The organism is Microcoleus sp. MOSTC5 (genome assembly GCF_036701825.1).
In the GTDB taxonomy this organism is placed as follows: Bacteria; Cyanobacteriota; Cyanobacteriia; order Cyanobacteriales; family Microcoleaceae; genus Microcoleus; species Microcoleus asticus.
Genome location: NZ_JAUBRK010000002.1, coordinates 79,919 through 102,631, shown reverse-complemented (window position 1 = coordinate 102,631; position 22,713 = coordinate 79,919). Strand labels below are relative to the sequence as shown.

General features: G+C 46.3%; 19 protein-coding genes and 1 pseudogene. 11 read left to right on the top strand and 9 right to left on the bottom strand.

Annotation, left to right across the window (positions count from 1 at the left end; genetic code table 11):
- Window positions 1–139: 139 nt before the first annotated feature.
- Entirely contained in the window at window positions 140–2,662 is a 2,523-nt protein-coding gene (locus QUA54_RS01420; RefSeq protein WP_333412694.1) for an ATP-binding protein, read from the bottom strand.
- 491 nt (window positions 2,663–3,153) lie between these two features.
- Here QUA54_RS01420 and QUA54_RS01415 point away from each other — a divergent pair, with 491 nt between their 5' ends.
- The gene (locus tag QUA54_RS01415) at window positions 3,154–3,543 is read left to right on the top strand and encodes a hypothetical protein (protein WP_333412692.1); all 390 of its coding nucleotides are present in this window, start codon (window positions 3,154–3,156) and stop codon (window positions 3,541–3,543) included.
- Between the two features lie 124 nt (window positions 3,544–3,667).
- On the opposite strand, the gene QUA54_RS01410 is transcribed toward QUA54_RS01415, so the two are convergent.
- The gene (locus tag QUA54_RS01410) at window positions 3,668–4,528 is read right to left on the bottom strand and encodes an Hpt domain-containing protein (RefSeq protein ID WP_172184899.1); all 861 of its coding nucleotides are present in this window, start codon (window positions 4,526–4,528) and stop codon (window positions 3,668–3,670) included.
- A gap of 177 nt (window positions 4,529–4,705) precedes the next feature.
- Window positions 4,706–5,632 carry a DMT family transporter gene (locus QUA54_RS01405; protein WP_333412690.1) on the bottom strand — a complete coding sequence of 309 codons (927 nt, stop codon included), beginning with the start codon at window positions 5,630–5,632 and terminating at the stop codon, window positions 4,706–4,708.
- Window positions 5,633–5,956: 324 nt separating this feature from the next.
- Between QUA54_RS01405 and QUA54_RS01400 the strand changes: the two are divergent.
- Both QUA54_RS01400 and QUA54_RS01395 read left to right on the top strand, forming a co-directional pair.
- Window positions 5,957–6,580 (top strand): annotated as a pseudogene (locus QUA54_RS01400) (SDR family NAD(P)-dependent oxidoreductase).
- Entirely contained in the window at window positions 6,574–6,741 is a 168-nt protein-coding gene (locus tag QUA54_RS01395) for a hypothetical protein (RefSeq protein ID WP_333412688.1), read from the top strand. The pseudogene QUA54_RS01400 and the gene QUA54_RS01395 overlap by 7 nt, the downstream one beginning before the upstream one ends.
- Before the next feature lie 95 nt (window positions 6,742–6,836).
- On the opposite strand, the gene QUA54_RS01390 is transcribed toward QUA54_RS01395, so the two are convergent.
- Window positions 6,837–7,646 (bottom strand): calcium-binding protein, encoded by an 810-nt coding sequence (locus QUA54_RS01390; protein WP_333412687.1) that lies wholly within the window; start codon window positions 7,644–7,646, stop codon window positions 6,837–6,839.
- Window positions 7,647–7,851: 205 nt separating this feature from the next.
- Between QUA54_RS01390 and QUA54_RS01385 the strand changes: the two genes are divergently transcribed.
- The 6 genes from QUA54_RS01385 to QUA54_RS01360 all read left to right on the top strand — a co-directional run bounded on the left by QUA54_RS01385 (window position 7,852) and on the right by QUA54_RS01360 (window position 16,619).
- A complete protein-coding gene (locus QUA54_RS01385; protein WP_333190436.1) occupies window positions 7,852–8,832 on the top strand; it encodes an ATP-binding cassette domain-containing protein in 981 nt (326 codons plus the stop codon).
- 79 nt (window positions 8,833–8,911) lie between these two features.
- The gene (locus tag QUA54_RS01380) at window positions 8,912–9,700 is read left to right on the top strand and encodes an ABC-2 family transporter protein (protein WP_333412684.1); all 789 of its coding nucleotides are present in this window, start codon (window positions 8,912–8,914) and stop codon (window positions 9,698–9,700) included.
- Between the two features lie 363 nt (window positions 9,701–10,063).
- The gene (gene nirB, locus QUA54_RS01375) at window positions 10,064–12,628 is read left to right on the top strand and encodes a nitrite reductase large subunit NirB (RefSeq protein ID WP_333412682.1); all 2,565 of its coding nucleotides are present in this window, start codon (window positions 10,064–10,066) and stop codon (window positions 12,626–12,628) included.
- Between the two features lie 198 nt (window positions 12,629–12,826).
- Window positions 12,827–13,186, top strand: a complete 360-nt coding sequence (gene nirD / locus QUA54_RS01370) for a nitrite reductase small subunit NirD (RefSeq protein WP_172184911.1) — start codon at window positions 12,827–12,829, stop codon at window positions 13,184–13,186.
- Between the two features lie 216 nt (window positions 13,187–13,402).
- Window positions 13,403–15,496, top strand: coding sequence for a HEAT repeat domain-containing protein (locus tag QUA54_RS01365; protein ID WP_333412680.1), 2,094 nt, complete (start codon window positions 13,403–13,405; stop codon window positions 15,494–15,496).
- 181 nt (window positions 15,497–15,677) lie between these two features.
- Window positions 15,678–16,619, top strand: coding sequence for a DNA methyltransferase (locus tag QUA54_RS01360; protein WP_333201168.1), 942 nt, complete (start codon window positions 15,678–15,680; stop codon window positions 16,617–16,619).
- On the opposite strand, the gene QUA54_RS01355 is transcribed toward QUA54_RS01360, so the two are convergent.
- The 5 genes from QUA54_RS01355 to QUA54_RS01335 form a co-directional block, all read right to left on the bottom strand.
- Window positions 16,582–17,133, bottom strand: coding sequence for a hypothetical protein (locus QUA54_RS01355; RefSeq protein ID WP_333412678.1), 552 nt, complete (start codon window positions 17,131–17,133; stop codon window positions 16,582–16,584). The genes QUA54_RS01360 and QUA54_RS01355 overlap by 38 nt on opposite strands.
- Entirely contained in the window at window positions 17,123–17,335 is a 213-nt protein-coding gene (locus QUA54_RS01350) for a helix-turn-helix transcriptional regulator (protein WP_333201518.1), read from the bottom strand. The genes QUA54_RS01355 and QUA54_RS01350 overlap by 11 nt, the downstream gene beginning before the upstream one ends.
- Window positions 17,336–17,454: 119 nt before the next feature.
- Window positions 17,455–17,709, bottom strand: a complete 255-nt coding sequence (locus tag QUA54_RS01345; RefSeq protein ID WP_333412676.1) for a hypothetical protein — start codon at window positions 17,707–17,709, stop codon at window positions 17,455–17,457.
- Window positions 17,710–17,716: 7 nt separating this feature from the next.
- A complete protein-coding gene (locus tag QUA54_RS01340; RefSeq protein WP_333412674.1) occupies window positions 17,717–19,423 on the bottom strand; it encodes a pentapeptide repeat-containing protein in 1,707 nt (568 codons plus the stop codon).
- A gap of 428 nt (window positions 19,424–19,851) precedes the next feature.
- Window positions 19,852–20,268, bottom strand: a complete 417-nt coding sequence (locus QUA54_RS01335; RefSeq protein ID WP_333190452.1) for a hypothetical protein — start codon at window positions 20,266–20,268, stop codon at window positions 19,852–19,854.
- Between the two features lie 254 nt (window positions 20,269–20,522).
- Here QUA54_RS01335 and QUA54_RS01330 point away from each other — a divergent pair, with 254 nt between their 5' ends.
- Entirely contained in the window at window positions 20,523–22,292 is a 1,770-nt protein-coding gene (locus tag QUA54_RS01330; RefSeq protein ID WP_172184926.1) for a S8 family peptidase, read from the top strand.
- Complete coding sequence (locus tag QUA54_RS01325) at window positions 22,289–22,510, top strand: hypothetical protein (RefSeq protein WP_172184928.1); 222 nt, start codon at window positions 22,289–22,291, stop codon at window positions 22,508–22,510. The genes QUA54_RS01330 and QUA54_RS01325 overlap by 4 nt, the downstream gene beginning before the upstream one ends.
- Window positions 22,511–22,713: the final 203 nt, after the last annotated feature.

Sequence of the window (22,713 nt, the reverse complement as noted above, 5' to 3'; positions counted from 1 at the left end):
TCTTCCTCAGAATTGGCTCAAATCTACTTAGCTGCTTTTGTATTTTAATCGCATTTTCGATTTTTGAATTTGGTTGATTCCTTAGCCTACCCTTTGGGAACCCCTGCGGGAAGATAGCTTCGCTAGCGCGGACTTTTTTTCACTTGACAATGGGTTTGGGATGAGTTTGGTTCAAGGGAATCTCAATAATCAACTCCGTTCCCTCTCCGGGGGCTGAAATGCAAGTCAATTTGCCGCCGTGTTGTTCCACCGCAATTTCGTGGCTAATCGTCAAACCTATCCCCGCACCTTTGCCCACCGGTTTTGTGGTAAAAAACGGCTCAAATATTTTCTGGCGAACTGTTTGGGTCATGCCCCAACCGTTGTCCTCGATCCGAACTGCTACCGCTTTTTCTCCCGGACAAACTTCAGTCACGATCCGAATTTGTCCCCACTTGACGGACTCTTGTTCGCCCCCGTAGTGCGGCGATAAATTCTTGTTGACAAAAGCATCTTCGAGAGCATCAATTGCATTTGCCAGTACATTCATAAATACTTGGTTGATCTGAACTGCGTAACACTCAACCAAAGGCAGACAGCCGTATTCTTTGATGAGATGAATTGAGGGTCGATCGGGCTTCGGTTTGAGTCGGTTGCTCAAAATCAGCAAAGCGCTGTCCAATCCGTCGTGAATGTCAACGGGTTTAATCTCTGCTTCGTCAATTCGAGAGAAGTTTCGCAGCGACTGAACTATCTCGCGGATGCGGTTAGCTCCTACTTTCATTGAACCCAGCAACTTCGGTAAGTCTTCAACTATAAACTCTAATTCAACAGCTTCTATTTGGGCTTGAATTTCTAGCGAAGGCGACGGATATTGTTGGTTGTAAAGCTCCAATAAATTGATCATTTTTTGACTGTATTCGTTGGCATAGCTAAGATTTCCGTATATGAAGTTAATCGGGTTAGTGACTTCATAAGCTACCGCCGACACCAACTGTCCCAAACTTGACATTCTTTCGCTTTGCACCAATTGAGTTTGCGCCCGCTTAAGCTCGGACATCGCTGTTTTTAGATGAGCAGTTTTTTCGCGTTCTCTGGCTACTGATTCTTCTAGTGCTATATTTAATTTTTCGAGTTTGGCTACTTGGCGCAGCACTATATTAATCATTGCTTTTTTCAGTTGCAATGCAGCGTCTATTTCGCATTTTTTCCAAGGCAACGATTTGTACCTTACATTTTCTTTCCACAGCTCAAACGATTTCCGAGGAGATAGTCTCTGGCTGCCATTTTCCTCTATTTGAACTGGTTTATTGGGGTTGCCAGCCCAATTTACTGTCTTAATTACTTCCGGGCGAAACCACAAAACATATATTTTCTGAGTCGGTGATATTGCTATGGCTAAACACCCGCTAGCCGTGTCTTTAAATTCCTCAGCTTCTGGATAGCATTTGGTCAGCGAGTCTGTATAAAATATTTCTTTATTTAAATGCTCTTGCACCCATTTAGTTAAGTATTTGAGCGATTCTTTCTGAGGTGTTTTCCCGACTGAATAGCAATTGTCTCCAAATATTATTGCTGCTCCCTGGGCGTTGACTGCTTCCAGCAAATTAGGCTGACATTTAACTAACACTTCTGACAAGTTTTCGGAGGTGGATATGTCTTCAAAAATCTTGGTTTGAATAGATTTTAAGTGTAATTTGTAGTCGTAGTCTTCGTTTCCTTCTTTTGATTGCAGTTCTAAGGACATTACTTGCCCGATAAATTCGCAGGCTGCGCGCAATTCATAGTTGAGGTATCTTGGTGTATAGTGGTGGCAAGCAATCAATCCCCACAGTTTTTTGTCTTTGATTAACGAGATTGACATCGAAGCTACAACGCCCATATTTTGCAGGTATTCTATGTGAATGGGTGAAACGCTTCTCAACACGCTGAAACTGAGGTTTTGGGGCTGATTTGTAACAGCATTGTTTCCTGTAACAAGGGGGACTGGTTGATAATTAATATCTGGTATCAACCTCAGCCAATTTAACGAATACAGTTGTCTGGCTTGTTTGGGAATATCTGAACTTGGGTAGTTTAATCCCAAGAAAGGACTCAGCATTTCTGATTTGTCTTCAGCGATTACAGCGCCGTTGCCTTCGTGGTCAAATTGATAGACCATCACTCTATCAAAACCTGATATTTTCCTGACTTCTTCTACAGTTATTTGAGATAATTCCTTGAGATTTGGGGCGCTTTGAATTTTGCTGATAGTGGCTCTCACTGAATGATAAAAACTAAAAACAGAAAGATTTTCTGGGCTGGTGGCTAATTCCAACTCGACCATCAATACTTCTTCTACTCGGTGGAGGATGCAGTCAAATTCTAAATATTTACCTTTGTTTATGACAGAGAGTTTAATGGGATTAACGGTTTTTAAGTTTTCATTACACAAACAAAGCTTGAGTTTTTTTAGTTGAACTCGATTGAAGAATAAGCTCAAATTTCGACCGATCGCACTTTCTGCATCTACTCCTAACAAATCTTGCGTATTTTCGCTGGCTTGCAGTATTTCTAGTTGAGGTTCTCGTACAACAAGCAGCACGCCGTGCGGCTGAATGTGTCCCGATAGGTGAATGGGTTCTCTGTCGCAATTTGTCAAGTCAACTTCTTCGAGTGCGGGAATTGTGATTTGTCGATCCATTTTCTTTATTTTCCGCTGTAAAATTTTGAGAGGGTTCTATTGATTAGAGATTTGAGAGCAAATTGGCTTTTCCATAATCTCATATTGTTCGATCGCATAACGGCTCGAAACCTGGAGTGACGCTAGCAATCATCCGAGAATCAGCGAGTCGAAAATGATGGAGTCGAAAATCAGCCTGCCGTTGTATTGCTGTTCGATCGGTGCGGGTATTCTATATATTTTACGATATTTTACGGAGTTGGCTCTTCTATACTATCGATCCCCGATGTTAATTATCGCAGCAATTCTTGCCATTGTTCAAGAAGTTTTAATGATTTTTCACAAATTTAATATTTGTCGTAAAAATTTACCTGCAGGAAAAGGGGCAGAGAAATGAGTCTCCAGAGCGGCCTACTGAGGAAAATATTAAGTTAAAGTAAGGGTGACACGATCTAAAAGTCAAGTCACGTTAAGCTCTTTAAGTATATCCAACAGGCCCGACAATTAGACTAATGCTCGACTTCAATACAGTTACTGAGTTTTCTCATACCTACTGCATAGCTATCTGTGCCTTTTTAGTTCCGGCAAACTTGCTGACTACTTTGCAGACAGCGATTTTCACAGGGCTAAAGCGACCTCGAATGCAAGTTTGGGCGTCTGTGATTGTGGCAAGCCTTTGGGCTACAGTAATGATACTTCACGTTTTTACCTGGTTCGCCATCGGGGTAGTAATGCTTCCGACATATATCTTGCTAGTTATGGCAATTACTTGTCTGGCTATTAATATCTGGGCGATCGCTCATCCTGCAAGCCTGATGCAATTAATTCGACTAGCGGTATCAGTTGTTAGGGGAGCTTTCAGAAGGAAAAAGGATTTACTTATTTGGGAGAGAAGGATTTAGTTATCTAGAAACTCAAAAAGAATTTGGCCGGGGGTAGTGTGAAAGATGTCAGGGAGAATATTGGTTTGAGAAGAAAGTTTTCCCTGGTTCCAAATCTGGGCTCACAGTCCAGATTTTCTACTACTTATTCCGGTTCGCGATCGCGACAATCTTCTGTTTCCGGGCCGCGGGGATGGATGGTGCAGTTGAGCAGGTAGCCACCGTCGCTTCTGCCGTAATAATAGCGGCATCCGGTGCAAATTGCGGGAGGTTCGATTGCCCTTTGGTAAACCGGATAATCTCGATTCGCCAGCAGCGAAAAGTCGCGCTGCGTCTGAACAGTCCCGATAATAGCGCCTGAGAGTTCGACAGCTTGGCGGATGTTTTCGATCCTGCTGTTAAGCGGCAGGTAAATGTCAATATAAAGGCGTATGCCCAAGTCTGCCTGCTCGTGGCGGGTAATAATGCCTCCGAGCAAACCGACGCGCGAGGCAATAGCCGAGGAAAATTCGCCCAGTGAAGTGCAGTAACCGGAGAAAACGTGAATGTGTTCGTCCGTACTAGCTCTGACAGTCACACGAGTGGGAATGAGCACTCTCAGGTAAGCGTCGAGTTCGTCAAAAACCGGTTCCGCGAGGGAGAGCATTTGGTTTGCGTCTTCGTGGTCGATCCCAAAACCCTTGGAAACCTTGGACACGAGCGCTGCTAAAATATCAAAAACTTCGATTAACAGCGATTGCAGCCTGCTATCAACGGCGATCGGACATTCTCGGAGCAGTTTTAAATAATCCTCCAAGCGATGGGCAATTCGCTGAATGCTGCTAAATCCCAGCATAGCGGCTCCCTCTTTAATCGACTGCGAGGCTCGGATCAGGTGGTGTATCCTTTGGGGGGGAGCTGCCACGGTGTTTTGCAGGCCCTGCAAGCCTTGTTCGATGATTTGGATGTATTCTGTGGCTTCATCGAGAAAGTAGCCGATGATGCGCTGTAGTTGTTCTGGCAGCATAATTTTATTCTCCGAAAGACCCCCGAGTATCATTAGTCATTAGTTATTAGTCATTACTCAGACATTTGATAGTTTGGAAGCGATATTTAAATGATGAGTTATTTTTGTTTTTAAGGCCTAATCAGTTTTATTCTGACTCACGGCCACTGTACTGGCAATGTTGAAAAATGTTAACTCTTAACTGTTGACTGTGATTTTTTTTGCTCCGACGGTAGCGGTTGCTACCCCCAACAGCAGCACCGCAGCACCTGCGAGTACCGTCGGCCCCGGCACTTCCCCAAAGAGCAAATAACCCAAACAACTCGCCCCAACCGGTTCAAACAAAATGGCAAGAGTTACCAGAGTTGGGGAAATTTGCACTACGGCCCAGTTCAAAATGGTGTGGCCGACTAATTGAGGCAAAGCGGCCGTTAGCAAAATATAAAAATATACAATGTGCGAATAATTAGTATAACTGGTGCCGAAGGCGAGGGGGAGAGGCAGCAGGACGATCGCAGCAACAGTATAGGCGATCGCGATATAACCACCAATTCCCAGTCCCCGCCGCTGAGCTTCCCGGCCCAGCAGCAAATACAAGCTGACGGCCCAGGAACCAGCCAGAGCAAGGAAATCGCCCAGCAGTTGGCTGCTGCCGGCATTGGCTGCGCCCGCGCTTCCAAGGGCGATCGCCATTCCCCCAGCAAGCGCTATAGTAATGCCAACGATCGACATTTTGCTGAGTTTTTCCCCGAACCAGAAGCGCGACAACAGCGCTACCCAGACAGGATTAGTGGTGACGAGGGCAGTCGAGGCGGCGATCGAAGTATAAGAAAGTGAGGTTATCCAAAGGGCAAAATGCAGGGCGAGACACAAACCCGCAGCAGCAGCATAGCGCCGAGCTCCCGTTTGCAGGGCGTTCCACTGAATTTTCGGCCAAGCCGGAAGCAGAATTAAAGCAGATAAACTCAGGCGAGAGGCGGCGAGTACCAGACTGAAACCGAAGCCGCCCGCACCTGCTGAAATATTCGCCAGCCGAATTAAGATTGAGGAAGTTGAGACGGCTAAAACGCCGATAATTAACACTAGGGCGATCGACCAATTCGGCGTTTGTTTCGGAAGATTCATTTTTTAGGGATTGGGCATTGGGCATTGGGCATTGGGAAAATTTACACAGCAATTTTCGCACAAATTGTGAATAATTTCTATTCTCTTGTTTTCCTCTCCTCTTCTCTCTTCCTTCGCGACAATAGCACTTACGCGCCGCTTCGCTAACGCGACAAAAGCGGTTCGTTAAAAAAGCCCGATCGCGAATTATTAAAAATTGGTTTAATTAAGAAAAACTATCTATATAAAGTGAGCTAAAAAGCCCCTTACTTCTGTTAGATTTTCAAGAACCCAGGAAAAGATTTTCCCACTTAAAATTTATAACTATCTATAGATCCTACAGTTTTGATTGCAGGCGTTTCTCAAGGAAGCGGCAAAGCAACAGCAATTTTATTTGCAAGTAAAGGTTACGATGTGGTGATGGTGGCCCGGCAGCCAGAGAGATTGGCAGTAGCAGCGGGTCAAGTGCAGCGACAAGGCACTTCCGCTGTTGCTATTGGGGGGGATGTTGGCGACATTCAACAAGTGCGCGCGATCGTCCAAAAAGCCCTAGATTCCTGCGGCAGCATTGATGTTTTGGTGAACAATGCCGGCATTTGTTTCGCTGGGGCGATCGAGCAAACTACCTCCGAAGACTGGCAGCAATTAATCAATACCAATTTTTGGGTCTGCCTTAACACAATTCAATAAATTTTGCCACATTTTATGGAACGAAAAACTGGGACAATAGTCAATGTTGGTTCCATTGGCGGCAAAATGCCTTTGCCTCAAATGACTGCTTATTTCGCCAGCAAATATGCAGTAACGGGTTTAACAGAAACTTGGCGATTGGAATTAGCGCCTCAAGGCATTCACGTTTGCGCCGTGCATCCGGGCTTGATTAACAGCGATTTTTTAGAAAGAGCTCAATTTCGCATCGAGACGAGCCCGCAGTCGAATTGCGCCGCCAAAAAATCAGCCAAATGCTAAAATCTGACTGGGCAAATCAGCCGGAAGATATTGCTCAAGCTATCTGGGATGCTGTGAAAAATCAGCGTGCAGAAGTTACCGTCGGCCCTGCTTTTTTGGCATCGGAAGCTTATCGGTTGTTCCCCTGTTTGATGCAGTGGGCAATGGAAAAGGGCAACTGAAGAACAGGCAAGATGCCTGTTCCACAAAAACTGAGTTTTTTTTGTGGAACGGACATCTTGCCCGTTCTTAAGAGATAATTAATCAATTAGCTGCTTCAGAGCAAAGAATTAGCATTAATAAAACGGCCGTTTAAATCGGCTGGGGTCACGTTCAACACAGTCCCCAACAAAGCATTAGTAAAACCGAATCTAATATTAGTAGCTTCTACGCGGCCATTGCCATCGGGATCGAGACTTCGCTGCGAGATACCGCCCTTGGCTAACAAACTCGTTCCTCCCGATATATTTGCAGGATCTATCAGCAGCAGTCTCGGATCGTTCAAGCTATAACTTACCTCTTCTAAAGAGATATTGCTGCTCGTAAATGCGACGCTAATTCCAATCGAATCGCTAGATTTATCAAAATCCACAATTACTGCGTCAGGAACTTCTATTCCAGCTACTCTGCTTCCCGCTTGATCGACTCGAACAACAAAGACATCGCTCCCCCCACCACCTTGGTAAATATCCACCTCTCTGTCGCCAATTAAAGTATCGCTGCCTTCACCGCCAACTAACAAATCAACACCTTGTCCACCGCGCAGCAAATCATTTCCCGCACCGCCATCAAGGAAATCGCTATTTCTATCTCCTGTCAAGAAATCCTCGCCAGTTTCTCCTAACACATCGTCATCATCTTTGCCACCGTAAATAGAATCACTGCCGACACCACCTAACAGACTGTCTTTACCATCGTTGCCGAAAATCCGTTCTGCATCTGACGATCCCCTGACAGTATCATTACCGCCCAGCATCCAAACTCCCCCAGGAAAACTAGCAAGTTGCCCTGGTGCCAGTGTAATATTTTCAGAAGAATTGTCTCCTACCAAACGAGAGATGTCTGAATTATCTGGGGTGAGTACCATAGTTGTATAGTTGTAAAGTTTGTGCGATGCGATCGTGGATATTTTGCAATATTCTACAGCTTAGTACGGTGTGCCAGAACACAGTTACTTTATCTGAGCGATCGAGCAATCGCTGGCGCACCCTACTAGACAGCTCTATGGATTCATCTTGGCACAAGCCTGATGGAAGTATCCTAGATTAAAATAAAAGTTAAAATTTGAGCCGATGCCAATTATCTTAGTTGAAGACTTGAGCAAAGTTTATCCGGTAGCGATTAAAGAACCGGGACTTAAAGGAACAGTGCGGCACTTTTTTAACCGCACTTACCGCAATGTCAAAGCAGTTGAGGGCGTTTCTTTCAGTATTGAACCTGGGGAAGTGGTGGGGTTTCTCGGCGCTAACGGTGCGGGCAAAACTACTACGCTGAAAATGCTGACTGGTTTGATTTATCCGTCTGTTGGTACTGTGAGAGTGTGCGATCGTACTCCTTTCCGTCGCGAAGCAGATTTTCTGCAAAGAATCACGTTAGTGATGGGACAGAAACAGCAGTTAATTTGGGATTTACCAGTGCTTGACTCTCTGCGAATCAATGCCGCTGTCTACGGCATCCCCGATAAAGATTATCGGCGGAGAGTCGGAGAATTGACAGAGATGCTGTCGCTAGAAGGCAAGTTAAATCAGGCGGTGCGCAAGCTTTCTTTAGGCGAACGCATGAAAGCTGAATTGATGGCGGCGCTGCTGCACCAGCCGGAGGTATTATTTTTAGATGAACCGACTTTAGGTTTGGATATAAACGCACAGTTTAGCGTCAGGCAATTTCTGCGAGAATATAACGATCGCTATCAAGCAACGGTGCTGTTGACGAGCCACTACATGGCTGACATTACTGCTTTGTGCAAGCGCGTTTTATTGATCCATGAAGGGCAATTAGTTTATGATGGCAGTTTGGACGGATTGCTCGACAGGTTTGCACCTTATCGAGAAGTTCAGGTAGAATTAGCCCATCCGCTGGCAAAAGATAGCGCTTTTGGTTACGGGGAGGTAGAATCAATTGAGGGAAACTCAGTACGTTTTTTGGTCAAAAGGGAAGAGCTGACGGTGAGCGTGGCGAAGATTTTGGCGGACTTGGACGTGATAGATTTGACTGTTACCGATCCGCCAATTGAAGAGGTAATAGGTCGAGTTTTTCGCACGGGAAAAGTGTAGCATAATTCACGCATAAGTTCTATTTTTAGGGTGCGCATTGCGCACCTTAATGTTGACCCATTAAAAAACTAAGATTGACATGAAACGATTCATCAAAATTTCTAAAACTTTGCTAGTTACCTACTACGCTTATATGCTCGAATACCGGGCAGAATTGTTGTTGTGGGCGCTGTCGGGAGCTTTGCCATTTATCTTGATGGGTGTCTGGATGCAGGCGGCCGAAAATGGTCAATTTGGGCTGAAGGCGATCGACTTTGCCCGTTATTTTTTAGCCACTTTCATTGTCAGGCAAATAAATGTAGTTTGGGTAATTTGGGAGTTTGAAAAGGAAGTAGTGCAAGGCAGGCTATCTAATAGATTGTTGCAGCCTCTCGATCCCGTATGGCACCACTTTGTATCTCACGTTTCCGAAAGGTTTGCGAGGCTGCCCTTTGTATTCGGATTGGTGCTGCTGTTTTTTGCACTTTATCCGCAGGCTTTTTGGCTGCCGAGTTTGGGCAGGTTTTTGCTGTTTTTGTTGGTTGTCGTCTTGGCTTTTTGCTTGCGGTTCCTGATACAGTATACCTTTGCGCTGTTTGCTTTTTGGCTGGAAAGGGCAAGCGCGATCGAACAATTTTGGCAGTTGATGTATCTGTTTTTATCGGGAGTTATCGCGCCGCTAGAAGTGTTTCCCGCACCCGTGCGCGAAGTAGTTTTGTGGACGCCGTTTCCTTATTTGATTCATTTTCCCGCTTCCATCTTGATCGGATTACCCGTAGATGTGGGCCGCGGTTTGTTGATGATGCTGGGTTGGGGTGCGGTGTTTTTTGTGTGGAATCGCTGGCTTTGGCGGCAGGGTTTGAAGCAGTATTCGGGCATGGGAGCTTAAATAATAATTAAAAATTAGAAAACTGTAATGTGCGTCACAGTAAGATGTTAATCGTTTTGTCAAAAACACTTACTTGATGCACCCTACTTAACTGCGGAGTAAATCTAAAATCTAAAATCTAAAATCGACTGACGTACCCTACTTAACTGTGGAGTAAATCTAAAATTTAAAATCTAAAATCTAAAATCTAAAATCGACTGGCGCACCTACTTAAGCCGATCGCAGAGATCATGCAAAAATGCAATCGATAGTATTCGACAATTGCATAAACATCCATTTTTTGTATCTCTAAGTACAAAATTTTACCATAAAGTCTTATATTAATAAACCCAACGACTGATAAACGGGATAAAAGAGATTCTAATGACAGCCAAAAAAAACCTCATTGTAATCGGCAATGGCATGGTAGGTCACAAGTTCCTAGAGTTAATGGTCAACTCAGATGCTGCCAAACACTGGAATTTAATTACTTTCTGTGAAGAACCGCGCGTTGCTTACGATCGCGTAAACCTCAGCGGATTTTTCTCTGGCAAAACAGCGGGAGATTTATCTCTAGTTGCACCTGGATTTTATCACACAAATGACATCAAGCTTCACATCGGCGACAAAGCAGTAGCCATCAATCGGGAACAGAAAACAGTCTCTTCAGCAAATGGTTTAGAAGTTCCCTACGACAAAATTGTTCTCGCGACCGGTTCCTATCCATTTGTACCGCCCATTAAAGGCAAAGACGCTACAGGGACTTTTGTTTACCGGACAATTGACGACCTGGAGGCGATGTCAAAGCACGCTAAAAATTGCCAAACTGGTGTAGTAATTGGCGGCGGTTTGTTAGGTCTAGAATGTGCAAACGCGCTCCAAAATATGGGCTTAAAAACTCACGTTGTTGAGTTTGCATCACGGCTGATGCCCGTGCAAGTTGACGAGGTTGGCGGTGCGATTCTCCGCAGCAAAATAGAAGAGTTGGGGGTTTCGGTTCACACTAGCAAATCTACAACAGAAATTGTTAGCGAAGATGGCAGAGTTACTAAAATGCTATTTGCTGACGGTTCGGAATTAGCAACAGATATGATTGTCTTTTCGGCTGGCATTCGCCCCCGCGACGAAATTGCCAGAAGTTGCGGTATAGAAGTAGGAGAACGCGGTGGCATAGTCATAAATGATAGCTGCCAAACCTCCGATCCTGACATTTATGCGATCGGAGAATGCGCGCTTTATCAAAATCGCATCTACGGCTTAGTTGCGCCTGGGTATACAATGGCTGGCGTAGCGGCAGATATTTTGAGCCGTGCAGCGGATGACGGGCAAGATGCCCGTCCCACAAGCAATTTTACAGGTGCAGATATGTCCACTAAACTCAAACTTTTGGGAGTGGATGTTGCTAGTTTTGGAGATGCTTTTGCTAAGTCCGCAGATGCTAAAGAAATTGTTGTTGCTGACACTTTCCAAGGCATTTACAAAAAATTAGTTTTAAATCAAGACGGCAGCCGGATTTTAGGCGGAATTCTCGTAGGAGATGCCTCAGCTTACGGCACTTTGCTGCAATTCATGCAAAATGAAATTGCTCTGCCGCCACATCCTGAAGATTTGTTAATGCCACCGCGATCGGGCGGAGCATCTACGGGCTTGGGTGTGGACAGTTTGCCAGATTCGGCTCAAATTTGTTCTTGCAATAATGTCAGTAAAGGGCAGATTTGTGAAGCGATTCGCGATCGCAATTTAACCGATGTTGCCAGCGTCAAAAAATGCACTCAAGCTGGTACGGGCTGCGGCGGCTGCGTGCCTTTGGTGACGGATATCTTCAAGTCGGAGATGAAAAAAGCTGGGTTCGCCGTCAAAAATCATCTCTGCGAACATTTTGAATATTCCCGTCAAGAATTGTACCATTTGGTGCGTTCTCAAGAGATTAAAACCTTTGAGGAATTGATTGAAAGACACGGCAAAGGTAAGGGTTGCGAAATTTGCAAGCCTGCTGTTGGTTCGATGTTGGCTTCTACTTGGAATGACCATATTTTAGAGAAGCCTCACGTTGGTTTGCAAGATACGAACGATTACTTTTTGGCAAACATTCAGCGAGACGGTACTTATTCGGTGGTGCCCCGAATACCGGGGGGAGAAATCACGCCGGATAAGTTGATTGTTTTGGGAGAAGTTGCTAAGGAGTTTGGGCTTTATACTAAAATTACTGGCGGACAACGAATTGATTTGTTTGGAGCTCGGGTGGATCAATTGCCCCATATTTGGCGTCGGTTGATTGATGCGGGATTTGAGTCGGGACACGCTTACGGTAAGGCTCTGCGTACTGTAAAATCTTGTGTTGGTAGCACTTGGTGCCGCTTTGGCGTGCAGGATTCAACGAGTTTGGCGATCGAAGTTGAATTGCGGTATCGCGGTTTGCGATCGCCCCACAAGCTCAAATCTGCTGTCTCTGGCTGCACTCGCGAATGCGCGGAAGCTCAAAGCAAGGATTTTGGGATAATTGCTACTGAGAATGGTTGGAATTTGTACGTGTGCGGCAACGGGGGAATTAAGCCGCAGCACGCGGTTTTGCTGGCGACGGATATCGATAAGGAAACTTTGATTAAGTATATCGATAGATTCTTGGTTTTCTACATCCGCACGGCAGACAGATTGGAACGCACTGCTACTTGGTTCAACAAGCTTGAGGGCGGAATTGAATACTTAAAACAGGTGATTGTTGAGGATTCTCTGGGCATTTGTGCTGAGCTGGAAGGGCAGATGGAACATTTAGTGAATACTTATCAATGCGAGTGGAAAACGACGATTGAAGACCCGCAAAAGGTGCAGCGGTTCCAGCATTTTGTGAATTCCGATTTGCCAGATCCGAGTATTGTTCGTGTTGCGGAACGGGGACAAACGCGGCCTGCTTACGAATATGAAAAGGCTCTGGCTGGAGTTTCGGAATAACCCCTCCCCAGCCCTGCCCTTGAATCAGGGGAGGGGGCAAGATAACCCCTCCCCAGCCCTCCCCTTGCTAAGGGGAGGGAGCAAGATTTGGTCTTTCAGCCTGTGCCTGGGAATGAATTCCCGGAGGCTAGACCTCGAACCCTACGTTCCGAGGCCTAGCCAAGGAACGAGATTAAAGTAAATTAATAGGAAAAGAAGATGGTTCAATCATTACAAGTTTCGGATACTGTGACTACTTGGGTAGATGTGTGTTCTCTGGATGCGATCGCCCCGAATACGGGAGTTTGCGCTTTAGTTGCAGGGGAACAAGTGGCAGTTTTCCGAGTGGGAAACGGGGATGAAGTTTATGCGCTTAGCAATTACGACCCGTTTAGCAAAGCTTTTGTGTTGTCGCGGGGACTTGTGGGCGATCGCAGCGGCACTTTGAAAGTTGCTTCTCCGATTTACAAGCAGAATTTTAGCTTGGCTACGGGTCAGTGTTTGGACGATGAAACGGTAAAAATTCCCACTTTTACGGTTCGGGTGGCAGCAGATCGCGTCCAAGTAGCTGTTAGCTAGATTGCGCTGCTCAATTTTTCGATCGCCATCCGCCAATACCTAACATTCCTGTGGGTAGGGGCGGATTTTGCATTAGGATGCGACCGAGTAAGTAGTTTTGGTATAAAATGGAGTCGATCGGCGACCTACTCCAGGAAAGCTTAAGAAACTCTAAACTAATACTGGATCTGGTTTCGGATTTTTAATGCAAACAAACTCGATGGGCAGGATATCGGTATGTTCTTAAAAAAACTTGTTTCCGAAAATAATCCCCAGACAGTGGCAGAGTTAATCCACGCGCAACTCAAAATCGGTCTACTGACTTGGAGCGAACTCAACACACAAGTTTTCTGCCAGCACTGGCGGGACGAATCTTTGCACGAAGTTCTGAGAGAAATTGCAGCCAAGCTCGACAAAGAAACAGCCAGCGAAATTATAGAATATTTGACAGCTCAAAACGGTCAAGAAGAAAAATTTATTAATTTGTTTTTAGCAGCGCAATGCCTGTTAAAAGTTAAAAATGGCGTTAAAAAAACAACAGAAAAAAAACTGTTAAAGGCCTTAAAAAAGTTATCGCAATACGGCACGGGTTTCCTGATTCTTTATCAAAGCGCTCAAGAATGGCAGGAAACTTATCAAATTCGCGATCGATCGATCGCCGCGATCGCCCAAACTTGGAAAAACGACCCGCAAACTCTGCCTTGGCTGAAAATACTCGCTCACTCCAGCGACTGCGGCGAAGTCCGGGCCACAGCAGTCAAAGCAATAGCCCGCGGTTGGCCAGACCAGCCAGAAATTTACCTGATGCTCAAAAACCTCGCCCAATCCGATCGAAGCTGGGCAGTGCGATCGACCTGTGTGCGAGAAATGGCTTGTGGTTGGGCAGACACCAGCGATACCTTGCCGCTGCTGACTACCTTGGCTCAGTTCGATCAAAGTCCCGCAGTCCGCACCGCAGCACTCGAACAGTTGGCCTCTAATTGGCCCGATCGCACAGATACCTTAATGTTGCTGAGAACCGCCGCCGAATACGACGAAAATTTGGGAGTGCGAGTCGCAGCGTGGCAAGAAATAGCCAGACGTTGGCACAGCGTTTTAGGCACGGCGTCCCTGCTCCAAAACCTTGCCCAGACAGGAAGTTCTATCCTGCGAACAGTAGCGGTGCGGGAGTTGGCAGCGGGCTGGCCCGCCGCGGCAGACGTTTGCCTGCTGCTGAAAACCCTAGCCGAATCCGACAGCAGCAAAGAAGTGCGGACAGCAGCCTTAGAAGAATTAGCCTCGCACTGGCCCGGCGAACCAGACATTTACCCGCTGCTCAAAAATCTCGCCGAGTCCGACGAGAGTTCCAGCGTCCGGCGGTCAGCAGTGCAAGCAATTGCCTCTGGCTGGCCCTTGAACCCCGAAACTCTAACTTTTTTGAAAAATATAGCATTGAGCGATCGCGACAGCGAACTGCGCGAAATAGCCCTGCAACAAATAGCCGCAGGTTGGCCCGACCACCCAGAAACCCTGCCCCTGCTGCAAAAAATTGCTGACTCTGACGATTATTGGACTGTGCGGCAAGTAGTAGTGGAAGCTGTCGCCGCACTGCCGTCAGCAAGTCTCGAAGTCTTTGCCTGGTTGCAAAATCTCGCCGAGTCAGACAGACACCTGAACGTCCGAGAAACTGCCGTGGAAGAGATAGCAAGACGCTGGTCTCACCGGGGCGAGACGCTGCCTTTCCTCAAAAGCCTGGTCGAGTCGGAGCAAGATTCTCATTTGCTGAGTGTGCTGGTGCGGGAAATAGCGCGGCGATGGCTAGACGAGCCGGAAACCTTGCCGTGGTTGAAAATTCAGCTTGATTCTGGGGAAGCGCTGATGCGGCAAGCTGCGGTACAGGAAGTCGCTCGCAACTGGCTTTCGGGTGCTGAAACTTGGAGGATGCTGGAGGCTAAAGCACAGGGAGATGAGAGTCCCGCTGTCAGGCAAATCGCTTTGCAAAAGTTAGCCCGGGGATCGACAAATCAGTCTCAAACTTTCGAGTGGCTGAAAATTAGAGCTCAAGAGGATGAAGATTCGCAGGTGCGGGCGATCGCCCTGGTAGAGTTAATGCGGGGATGGAAAGACGAGCCGGGAATGTTTGAGTTTTTGCGCGATCGAGCTTTGAGCGATGTTGACAATCAAAACGGTTCTTTTCCTTACAATCCCAGGTTTACAGCACTCGAAGCGATTATTGAACATTATCCCGAAAATCCGGGAGTTGTACCGTTGTTGCGATCGCTTGCAGTCTCCGACACCGACGAGCAAGTGCGGTCCTTAGCGGGTCGCCACCTGCGCAGCCAAGATTGGTAAACATAAACAATCCTTTAGACATTTCCGAAAATTAATTGTGATGAGAAGAAACCATGACACAGCCAGTCATTTTATAAAAATTAGAAGAACTGCCTGAGTCTTTTCAGACAGAAGTGCTTCATTCTAGTTGACCGCTCCAAAAAGAATACTATAAGTATCATATTGATTAACTGCCTGACTAATGAAAAAAACTCCCTCAAATGAAGTTTTGATTGGCGACTGTCGTGAAGTGATGAAGGCATTGCCAGAAAATTATGTTTCTGCATGTATTACTGACCCACCTTACAATTATGAATTTATTGGTCATAAATGGGATGACTCAGAAATTCAAAGGCGTATTGAAAGAGTCAATGGCAAGGGAAATAAAACCCTTGTTAAAAACATTCCTTATGGCAGTGGTTTAGCTGGTGGAGTCAGAAACAAAAAATGGTATCAAAGGAATCGTAACAACATTCTGGAGTATGAGAAGTGGTGCTTTGATTGGGGTGAGCAGCTTTTTCGTATCTGCAAACCGGGTGCGACAGTTTTAGTTTTCAACAGTACACGAACTGTTGCTCACGTGCAAGTAGCACTTGAAAGTGCTGGTTTCTATGCGAGAGATATTCTTGTTTATAAAAGATCGAGTGGTATCCCTAAAGGTGTCAATATCAAACAACAGTTGGAGAAAAAAGGATATGAAAATTATGAAAAATGGGATGGTTGGCACAGTTGCCTGAGGAACGAATGGGAAGCAATCTGCGTACTTCAAAAACCACTGGTCAATAATTACTTGGAAACTCTACAGGAGTATGGTACTGGTCTATTTTATACTAAAGATCAGTTCGGTGGTTTTCAGTCAAATATTTTAGAAGGTATACATCGTGAGAAAAACGAGGAGTTTAACGTCCATTGCACAGTTAAACCAATTGCTCTAATGAGAAAGCTTGTCGAAATATTTGTACCGCGTTTAGAAAATTCTCTTCTAATCGATCCTTTCGCAGGATCGGGAACCACATTGCTGGCGGCGCAAGAATTTGGCATTAGGTATGTTGGTATTGAAATAGTACCTGACTACATAGAGATTATAAACAAGCGCCTTGATAGTTTCAGCGGTATACAGGGAATTCTCCCACTTTTCCAATAAGAAATGACTTTAAATCAAACCCGCTTATTGTTTGTATAAACTTAAACGAATCCTCCCCTGTGTGAATTTTCCAAGTCCCTTCTTGGCACGCTCTAATAGCTGCGGGCAAACTATCTTGTCTAAGTATTAAAAGTAGGGGTTCGTAATTATAAGTACGAAGTAGTGGGCCATTCTTTTTTAACTTCTTCAGTGTTCCCGAGTCTCCTGAGCCAATACGATATTTTGTATCTATTGCGTACCCATCAACAATCAGATCGCACGGCTCATCGCTTTCAACTTTCAATCCTGGCTTAAAGCTACTGCAATATGTTTTACACGTTTCAGTAACTAACCTTTGCCAACACATACCTAACTCACGTCCCCAATATTGCCTATTTTCTTTTTTTATTATTGGAGAAATACCAAACACATCCATTAAAATATCGTGTTCTTCATTCTCTTCTGCATAAATTTTTTCGGTAAATGACTTTTGGTATCCTGCTAAAATTTGCTCGAGTCTTCTTTCAGTCATCATCAGTTACCAGTTCAGCTAGACTGACGGATAATGCCTTGGCTATTTTGCTTGCATTAAGCAGCGTTATATTCCTTTCACCTCGTTCAACTGAACCAATATAGGTGCGATGTAATTCAGATAGTTCTGCAAGCCGATCTTGGGAAAGATTTCTGAGCTTTCTGAAATGTCTAACTTTTTTACCAAAGTGCTCCGTAATATCCATAGATAGGCAAGATTAAGCAATGACAACTATAATCCGACAGACTATAAGTAGCGACAGACTATAAGTAGCATTCGTGACAGGCAGCCTTTATATTTGCGACCTGCCCAATCCAACAATTCTTACGAGGCAGGCATCCGGCCCTCCCTAGACTGGCTTTTCACTTCTATGTCTATTCGCCACAAAAGCCCGATCGCAAACCGCACCGCTTCCCCCATTACCGAACAAAGATCGCAATCCGAAGCCGTTTTCTCCCACGTGAGCAACTGTTCCCGAAAAGCCGGGTCTTGCTTCGCCCGCTGCACGATCGCTTGCAGTTTCCGACGCAGAAGAGCAAGTGTCGGCTTTAGCAGGTCGCCGGCTTCAAGTGTTAACAATTAACTGTTAATAATCGATCAAAAGGGTGATGGCATACCGCACCGCTTCCCCCATCATCGAACAACGAACGCGATCGGACGCCGTTTTTTCCCACGCGAGCAACTGTTCCCGAAACACCGGGTCTTGCTTCGCCCGCTGCACGATCGCCTGACTGATGACTTTCTTTTGAATCTGCTCTGTCGGGATACCTTGCTGCTTCAAATAATCCAACAGCCTCTGCACGCTTTCAGAGAATTTATCCGGTGTCTGAGACATCAAAATAAACGAAATTTGGCGCACCATTCGCTGGTAGATTTCCTGTCTTCTGAGCAATACTTCCTTTTGGCCCGGCTCCGGCTGCGCACTGTTACTAGCAACAGCCAAATCGAGCAAACTCAAAATTTCAGCGCCCTTGGCTAAAACCTTTTCCAACATATCTGGATAAAGCTCCAAAATGCGATCGCCCAAAATCTTGCCGTTCACCAAACGGTTCGCGCTCAGCCGCAGTAAATTTTGTTCTCCAGCAGACTCAAAAAATTGAACGTTCAATTTGAGTTCGCGGCTTTCCAACTCCACCCGACGCAGCGTAAAAACCAAAGCCTCCCAATTAGGAGATTCATCAAAAAACACCTTCACAATAGAACTGTCCTCTTGATGCTGCCTCCCCAATTCCCCGGACTCAAAATCGCGATTGACTGGCAAGCGATTTGCCGCAACTTTCGCAGTATAATCAAACTCAGTAAAAACATAGTTGCAGTCAACTCTCGACAGATCGACATCTTGAACTTGCCAATTTTGAATGCAGCAACCCGTAAGCTGCGCCCCCTCCAAATTAGTCCGAATCAAACGGCACTCAATCAAACAAGCTTCTCTTAAATCTGCCTCACTCAAAATCGCATCCATCAAATAAGCGCCACTCAAATCAGCTTTCCGCAAATCAGCACTGCGCAAATTAGCTTCGCTCAAATCCGCCCGCAGCAAATACACTCCTTGCAGGTTAGCTCGCAGCAAAAGCGCCTTCTTAAAACTCGCTTTCAATAAATAAGAACCTGCCAGATTAGCTCGACTCAAATCAGCGTTATCCAGCACCGCCTCAGTCAAATCCGCCCCCGCCAGCACAGCTCGGTGCAAGTCAGCGCCCGTCAGATTTGCCGATCGCATTTGAGCGCCGTTGAGGTCAGCTTCAATCAAATTTACACCCCTCAAAATTGCCGATCGCAAATTCGCTTCCACCAAATGCGCTTCCCGCAAATTAGCACCCGTTAAATTAGCACCAACAAGACTCGCGTGGTTGAGATTCGCCTCCATCAATTCCGCCGCCATCAACTTCGCGCCGTCAAGTTTAGCCCCAGCCAAATTAATTTGGTCTGATTTAACTCCTTGAAGATTAGCACCGCCCAAATCCGCTTCAGGCAACGTGGCCCAATTGAGCTCTGCTGCTTCCAAACAAGCAAGGCGCAAATCCGCTTTAGCAAGATTTGCCCCGCTCAAATTTGCCCCGCTCAGATTCGCCCCAGCCAGCCCCGCACTGCGGAGATCCGCGCGGCGCAAACAAGCCCCTATCAACTTGGCATTGCTCAAAAAAGACCAGCTCAAATTAGCACCGGTCAAGTTAGCACCAGTGAAGTCTATTTCTCGCAGGTTAACACCGCTTAAACTAGCGCCGCTGAGGTCTATGTGACCAAAGTTGCGCTCTCCCTGTTGATAGCGCTGTAAAAATTCTTGTGTTTGCATTCCGCAGGTTTGGGGGCTGGCAATTTAGCTGTTTTAGGACGCGCTGGTCAATCGATTTTAGATTTTAGATTTTAAATTTTAGATTAAAGCATTGACCCCACAGATAAATTCGGGGGCTCCTTTATCGGATACAGGTTTTTTCTTTCTCCACGGATGAATCCGGGGGCTTGTATCCTGGATGCTTACGGTCAATAACTTTAACTGTAAGGTACGCACGGAACACTAGCGGGCTAGGCACGAGGACACTACTTCTACTACTTACTGCCAGAACTCACGTCCTCCGGGTGATCCGTGCGCACTTTACCCCTGTAGATGGCAGTTCAAAGGATTTGTTGCGTAAGTTCTATTTCTACTACCAGTTTTACAGACTTTTGTAACTTCAACTAGCCGAGTTCATATCTGATACGCTGCCCCGCCGGAAACTGCTTTTACCTAAAGCGCTGCAATTCTTGCTGCAAGTGTTTTCCCCATTTAGTCGCTAGAGGAATTTCTGTAAAAGGAACCTGCACCGCAGCAGCATCTTTCAACAAAAATTCGAGGGCGATTGGACTTCCCGAACTCGGCGGCGACTCTAAATCAACTGCCTGAGAGTTGACTAACAACCGCAGCGACTGCACGTCTTTTAAAGAAAAAGTTTGCAAATTCACAGGCCCGCTGCGAGTAGGTTTTCCCCAAGTTAAACTGTCTTCTTTTTGACCGAGTACAGCATAAATATCGTACTTGGCTTTAGCGAATTGTTCGGCCCAGACGCGATACGCTTCGAGCTTTTGATACTCGTTCCATCCAGCCCAAGCCAGCCCGATAAACATTGCCAGCAGCGGCAGCCACATTAAACCTCTTTCCATGCAATACCCTTGTTGAAAATAGTCCAGGTTCTGTTTCTCATCTTCTCTAATGATACAATTAATTGAACTCCTAAAACTTGCTCTGCAATTTAAACTAGAAATTAGAGCAATTTTTGATCTAGCAACAGCCACCGCCGAAAACTACCAAACGCCCGCGTGCGAGATCCCCACAAGTCGCAGCAAGGAAAACTGGCGCTGGCAGTGAAAATTGGGTTATTGTGGGGAACAAGCCTTCCCTAAACGGACGATCGGCCATGAAAAAGTTTTTCCTTCTGTGCTTATTTTTAATCGGGCTCGGCTGGGCGATTTCTAATTTCCCAGGACTTGCTACTCAAGGCACTTACGACTCGATTGTGCTGGATTTCCGCGAAGATTTGGGTGCTGCTGAGATTGCGAAAGAAGTAAATGCGATCGCCCAACAGTACCAAGTCGCACCGCAACTCAACAGCGAATTCTCAGCGGGCGACAATGTATATGTAGTTAAGGGCGATCGCACTTTGCTAAACGCCCTGAGAAAATCAAATTTGGCTAAAGATACCGAATACATTGAACCGAACTACGTCTACAGCGCTTTCGAGATTCCCAACGACCCCATGTATACCAAGCAGTGGAATCTCCGCAGCATCAATGTAGAATCTGCCTGGAACGAAACTAAAGGCAGCGGCACAACAGTAGCGATAATTGACACGGGTATTACTCCAGTCGCTGACTTAAAAGAAACCAAATTTGTACCCGGCTACGACTTTGTAAACGATCGCGCCGAAGCCTACGATGACAACGGCCACGGTACTCACGTCGCCGGTACAGTCGCCCAATCAACTAACAACAATTACGGCGTTGCGGGCATCGCCTACGAAGCAGCTTTAATGCCGCTGAAAGTGTTAAGCGGCAGCGGTGGCGGCACGGTTTCCGACATCGCCGAAGCAATTAAATTTGCTGCTGACAACGGCGCAGATGTCATCAACATGAGTTTAGGCGGCGGTGGCGAAAGTCAGTTAATGGAAGAGGCGATCGACTACGCCCACTCTAAAGGCGTTGTCATCATCGCAGCCGCCGGCAACTCCGGCGATAGTTCCGCTTCCTATCCCGCCCGCTATCCCCACGTCATCGGCGTTTCCGCCCTCGGCCCCGACGACGAAAAAGCCTCTTACTCCAATTTCGGCGCAGGGGTTGACATTGCAGCCCCCGGCGGTTCTGAAATGGGCAAGATCCTGCAAAGTACGATCGACCCGGAAACCGGCGCCGAAGTCTTTGAAGGCTACCAAGGCACTAGCATGGCTTCTCCCCACGTTGCAGCCGTTGCAGCCCTTGTCAAGGCCTCCGGCATCACAGAACCAGACGCAATTCGCAGCGTACTCTTGCAGTCCTCGCGAACTGTCACTGAAGATCCGTTAAACCATTTTGGTTCAGGACACCTAGACGCAGCCGCAGCAGTTCAGCTAGCCCAGCGCGGACAAATCAACTTCCGCGATTTCTTCCGCTGGCTGCGCGATAACGGCTATCTCAACCCCCGCTTTTGGATTGACGGCGGTGCAGTCGCCCTGTTGCCTAAAATTGCAATGGTGCTCGGTTCTTACCTGCTGGCTTTCTTTATGCGGAATTATTTTCCGTTCCAGTGGACTTGGGGCTTTTCCGGCGGCTTGATGGCTGGTAGTTCTGGGTTCTTTTTCCTGCGGAACTTGTTTGTATTTGACTTGCCGCAGTGGCCGATGCGGGTGATGGGCAGTTCTATTCCCGAACTCGGCGGCGCAATTAATGGCAGCAGTATGCTGAATCCCATTTTTGCTAGCGTTTTGATTCCTGGGATTTTGATTGCTTTGCTGTTGGGACATCAACAGTGGAAGTGGATCGCGATCGCAATTTCGATCGGTTTTGCCAGCAGTTTAGCGGTGAATGCTTTTGTGTCTCCCGCAGTCTGGGGATTGGGCACAGGTTTGGTATCACAAACATTTTTGATTGTCAATGCTTTTCTGTGTTTCGGACTGGCGCGTTTAGCAATTAAAACAGAGGTGCGATCGGCATGAGTATTACTGTCAAAGGTGTAATTGAACGCAAAGGATTGGGTCCCGGTACTTGGGCTTTGGTTGGCGAAGATGGGGAAACTTACGAACTTAAGGATGCTCCCTCTGAGTTGAAAAAAGCTGGTTTGAAAGTCAGTGTTAAAGGTGAAGTCCGCAAGGATGTGATGACTTTTGCTATGATCGGCCCGGTTCTTGAGGTGCAATCTTTTGAGGCGATTTAGCCTAATTGGTTAATGCAGCTTTTGAGCTAAAAAAAACCCCGGCCAAAATTGGCTGGGGTTTATTAATCAGGGTGCATCTTTATTTACTTTGCGGTGGCTAGCACGATGTTCGGGACAAATTTGATTTTTGACCGCAGATGCACGTAGATTAACGCGGATAATTCTTGATTTATTGAAATTTTGCGGTTTTGGCTGCAATACGA

Coding starts and splice junctions, on each gene's coding strand:
- QUA54_RS01420 (WP_333412694.1), bottom strand. CDS start 2,662: ATGGATCGACAAATCACAATTCCCGCACTCGAAGAAGTTGACTTGACA.
- QUA54_RS01415 (WP_333412692.1), top strand. CDS start 3,154: ATGCTCGACTTCAATACAGTTACTGAGTTTTCTCATACCTACTGCATA.
- QUA54_RS01410 (WP_172184899.1), bottom strand. CDS start 4,528: ATGCTGCCAGAACAACTACAGCGCATCATCGGCTACTTTCTCGATGAA.
- QUA54_RS01405 (WP_333412690.1), bottom strand. CDS start 5,632: ATGAATCTTCCGAAACAAACGCCGAATTGGTCGATCGCCCTAGTGTTA.
- QUA54_RS01395 (WP_333412688.1), top strand. CDS start 6,574: ATGCTAAAATCTGACTGGGCAAATCAGCCGGAAGATATTGCTCAAGCT.
- QUA54_RS01390 (WP_333412687.1), bottom strand. CDS start 7,646: ATGGTACTCACCCCAGATAATTCAGACATCTCTCGTTTGGTAGGAGAC.
- QUA54_RS01385 (WP_333190436.1), top strand. CDS start 7,852: ATGCCAATTATCTTAGTTGAAGACTTGAGCAAAGTTTATCCGGTAGCG.
- QUA54_RS01380 (WP_333412684.1), top strand. CDS start 8,912: ATGAAACGATTCATCAAAATTTCTAAAACTTTGCTAGTTACCTACTAC.
- nirB (WP_333412682.1), top strand. CDS start 10,064: ATGACAGCCAAAAAAAACCTCATTGTAATCGGCAATGGCATGGTAGGT.
- nirD (WP_172184911.1), top strand. CDS start 12,827: ATGGTTCAATCATTACAAGTTTCGGATACTGTGACTACTTGGGTAGAT.
- QUA54_RS01365 (WP_333412680.1), top strand. CDS start 13,403: ATGTTCTTAAAAAAACTTGTTTCCGAAAATAATCCCCAGACAGTGGCA.
- QUA54_RS01360 (WP_333201168.1), top strand. CDS start 15,678: ATGAAAAAAACTCCCTCAAATGAAGTTTTGATTGGCGACTGTCGTGAA.
- QUA54_RS01355 (WP_333412678.1), bottom strand. CDS start 17,133: ATGATGACTGAAAGAAGACTCGAGCAAATTTTAGCAGGATACCAAAAG.
- QUA54_RS01350 (WP_333201518.1), bottom strand. CDS start 17,335: ATGGATATTACGGAGCACTTTGGTAAAAAAGTTAGACATTTCAGAAAG.
- QUA54_RS01340 (WP_333412674.1), bottom strand. CDS start 19,423: ATGCAAACACAAGAATTTTTACAGCGCTATCAACAGGGAGAGCGCAAC.
- QUA54_RS01335 (WP_333190452.1), bottom strand. CDS start 20,268: ATGGAAAGAGGTTTAATGTGGCTGCCGCTGCTGGCAATGTTTATCGGG.
- QUA54_RS01330 (WP_172184926.1), top strand. CDS start 20,523: ATGAAAAAGTTTTTCCTTCTGTGCTTATTTTTAATCGGGCTCGGCTGG.
- QUA54_RS01325 (WP_172184928.1), top strand. CDS start 22,289: ATGAGTATTACTGTCAAAGGTGTAATTGAACGCAAAGGATTGGGTCCC.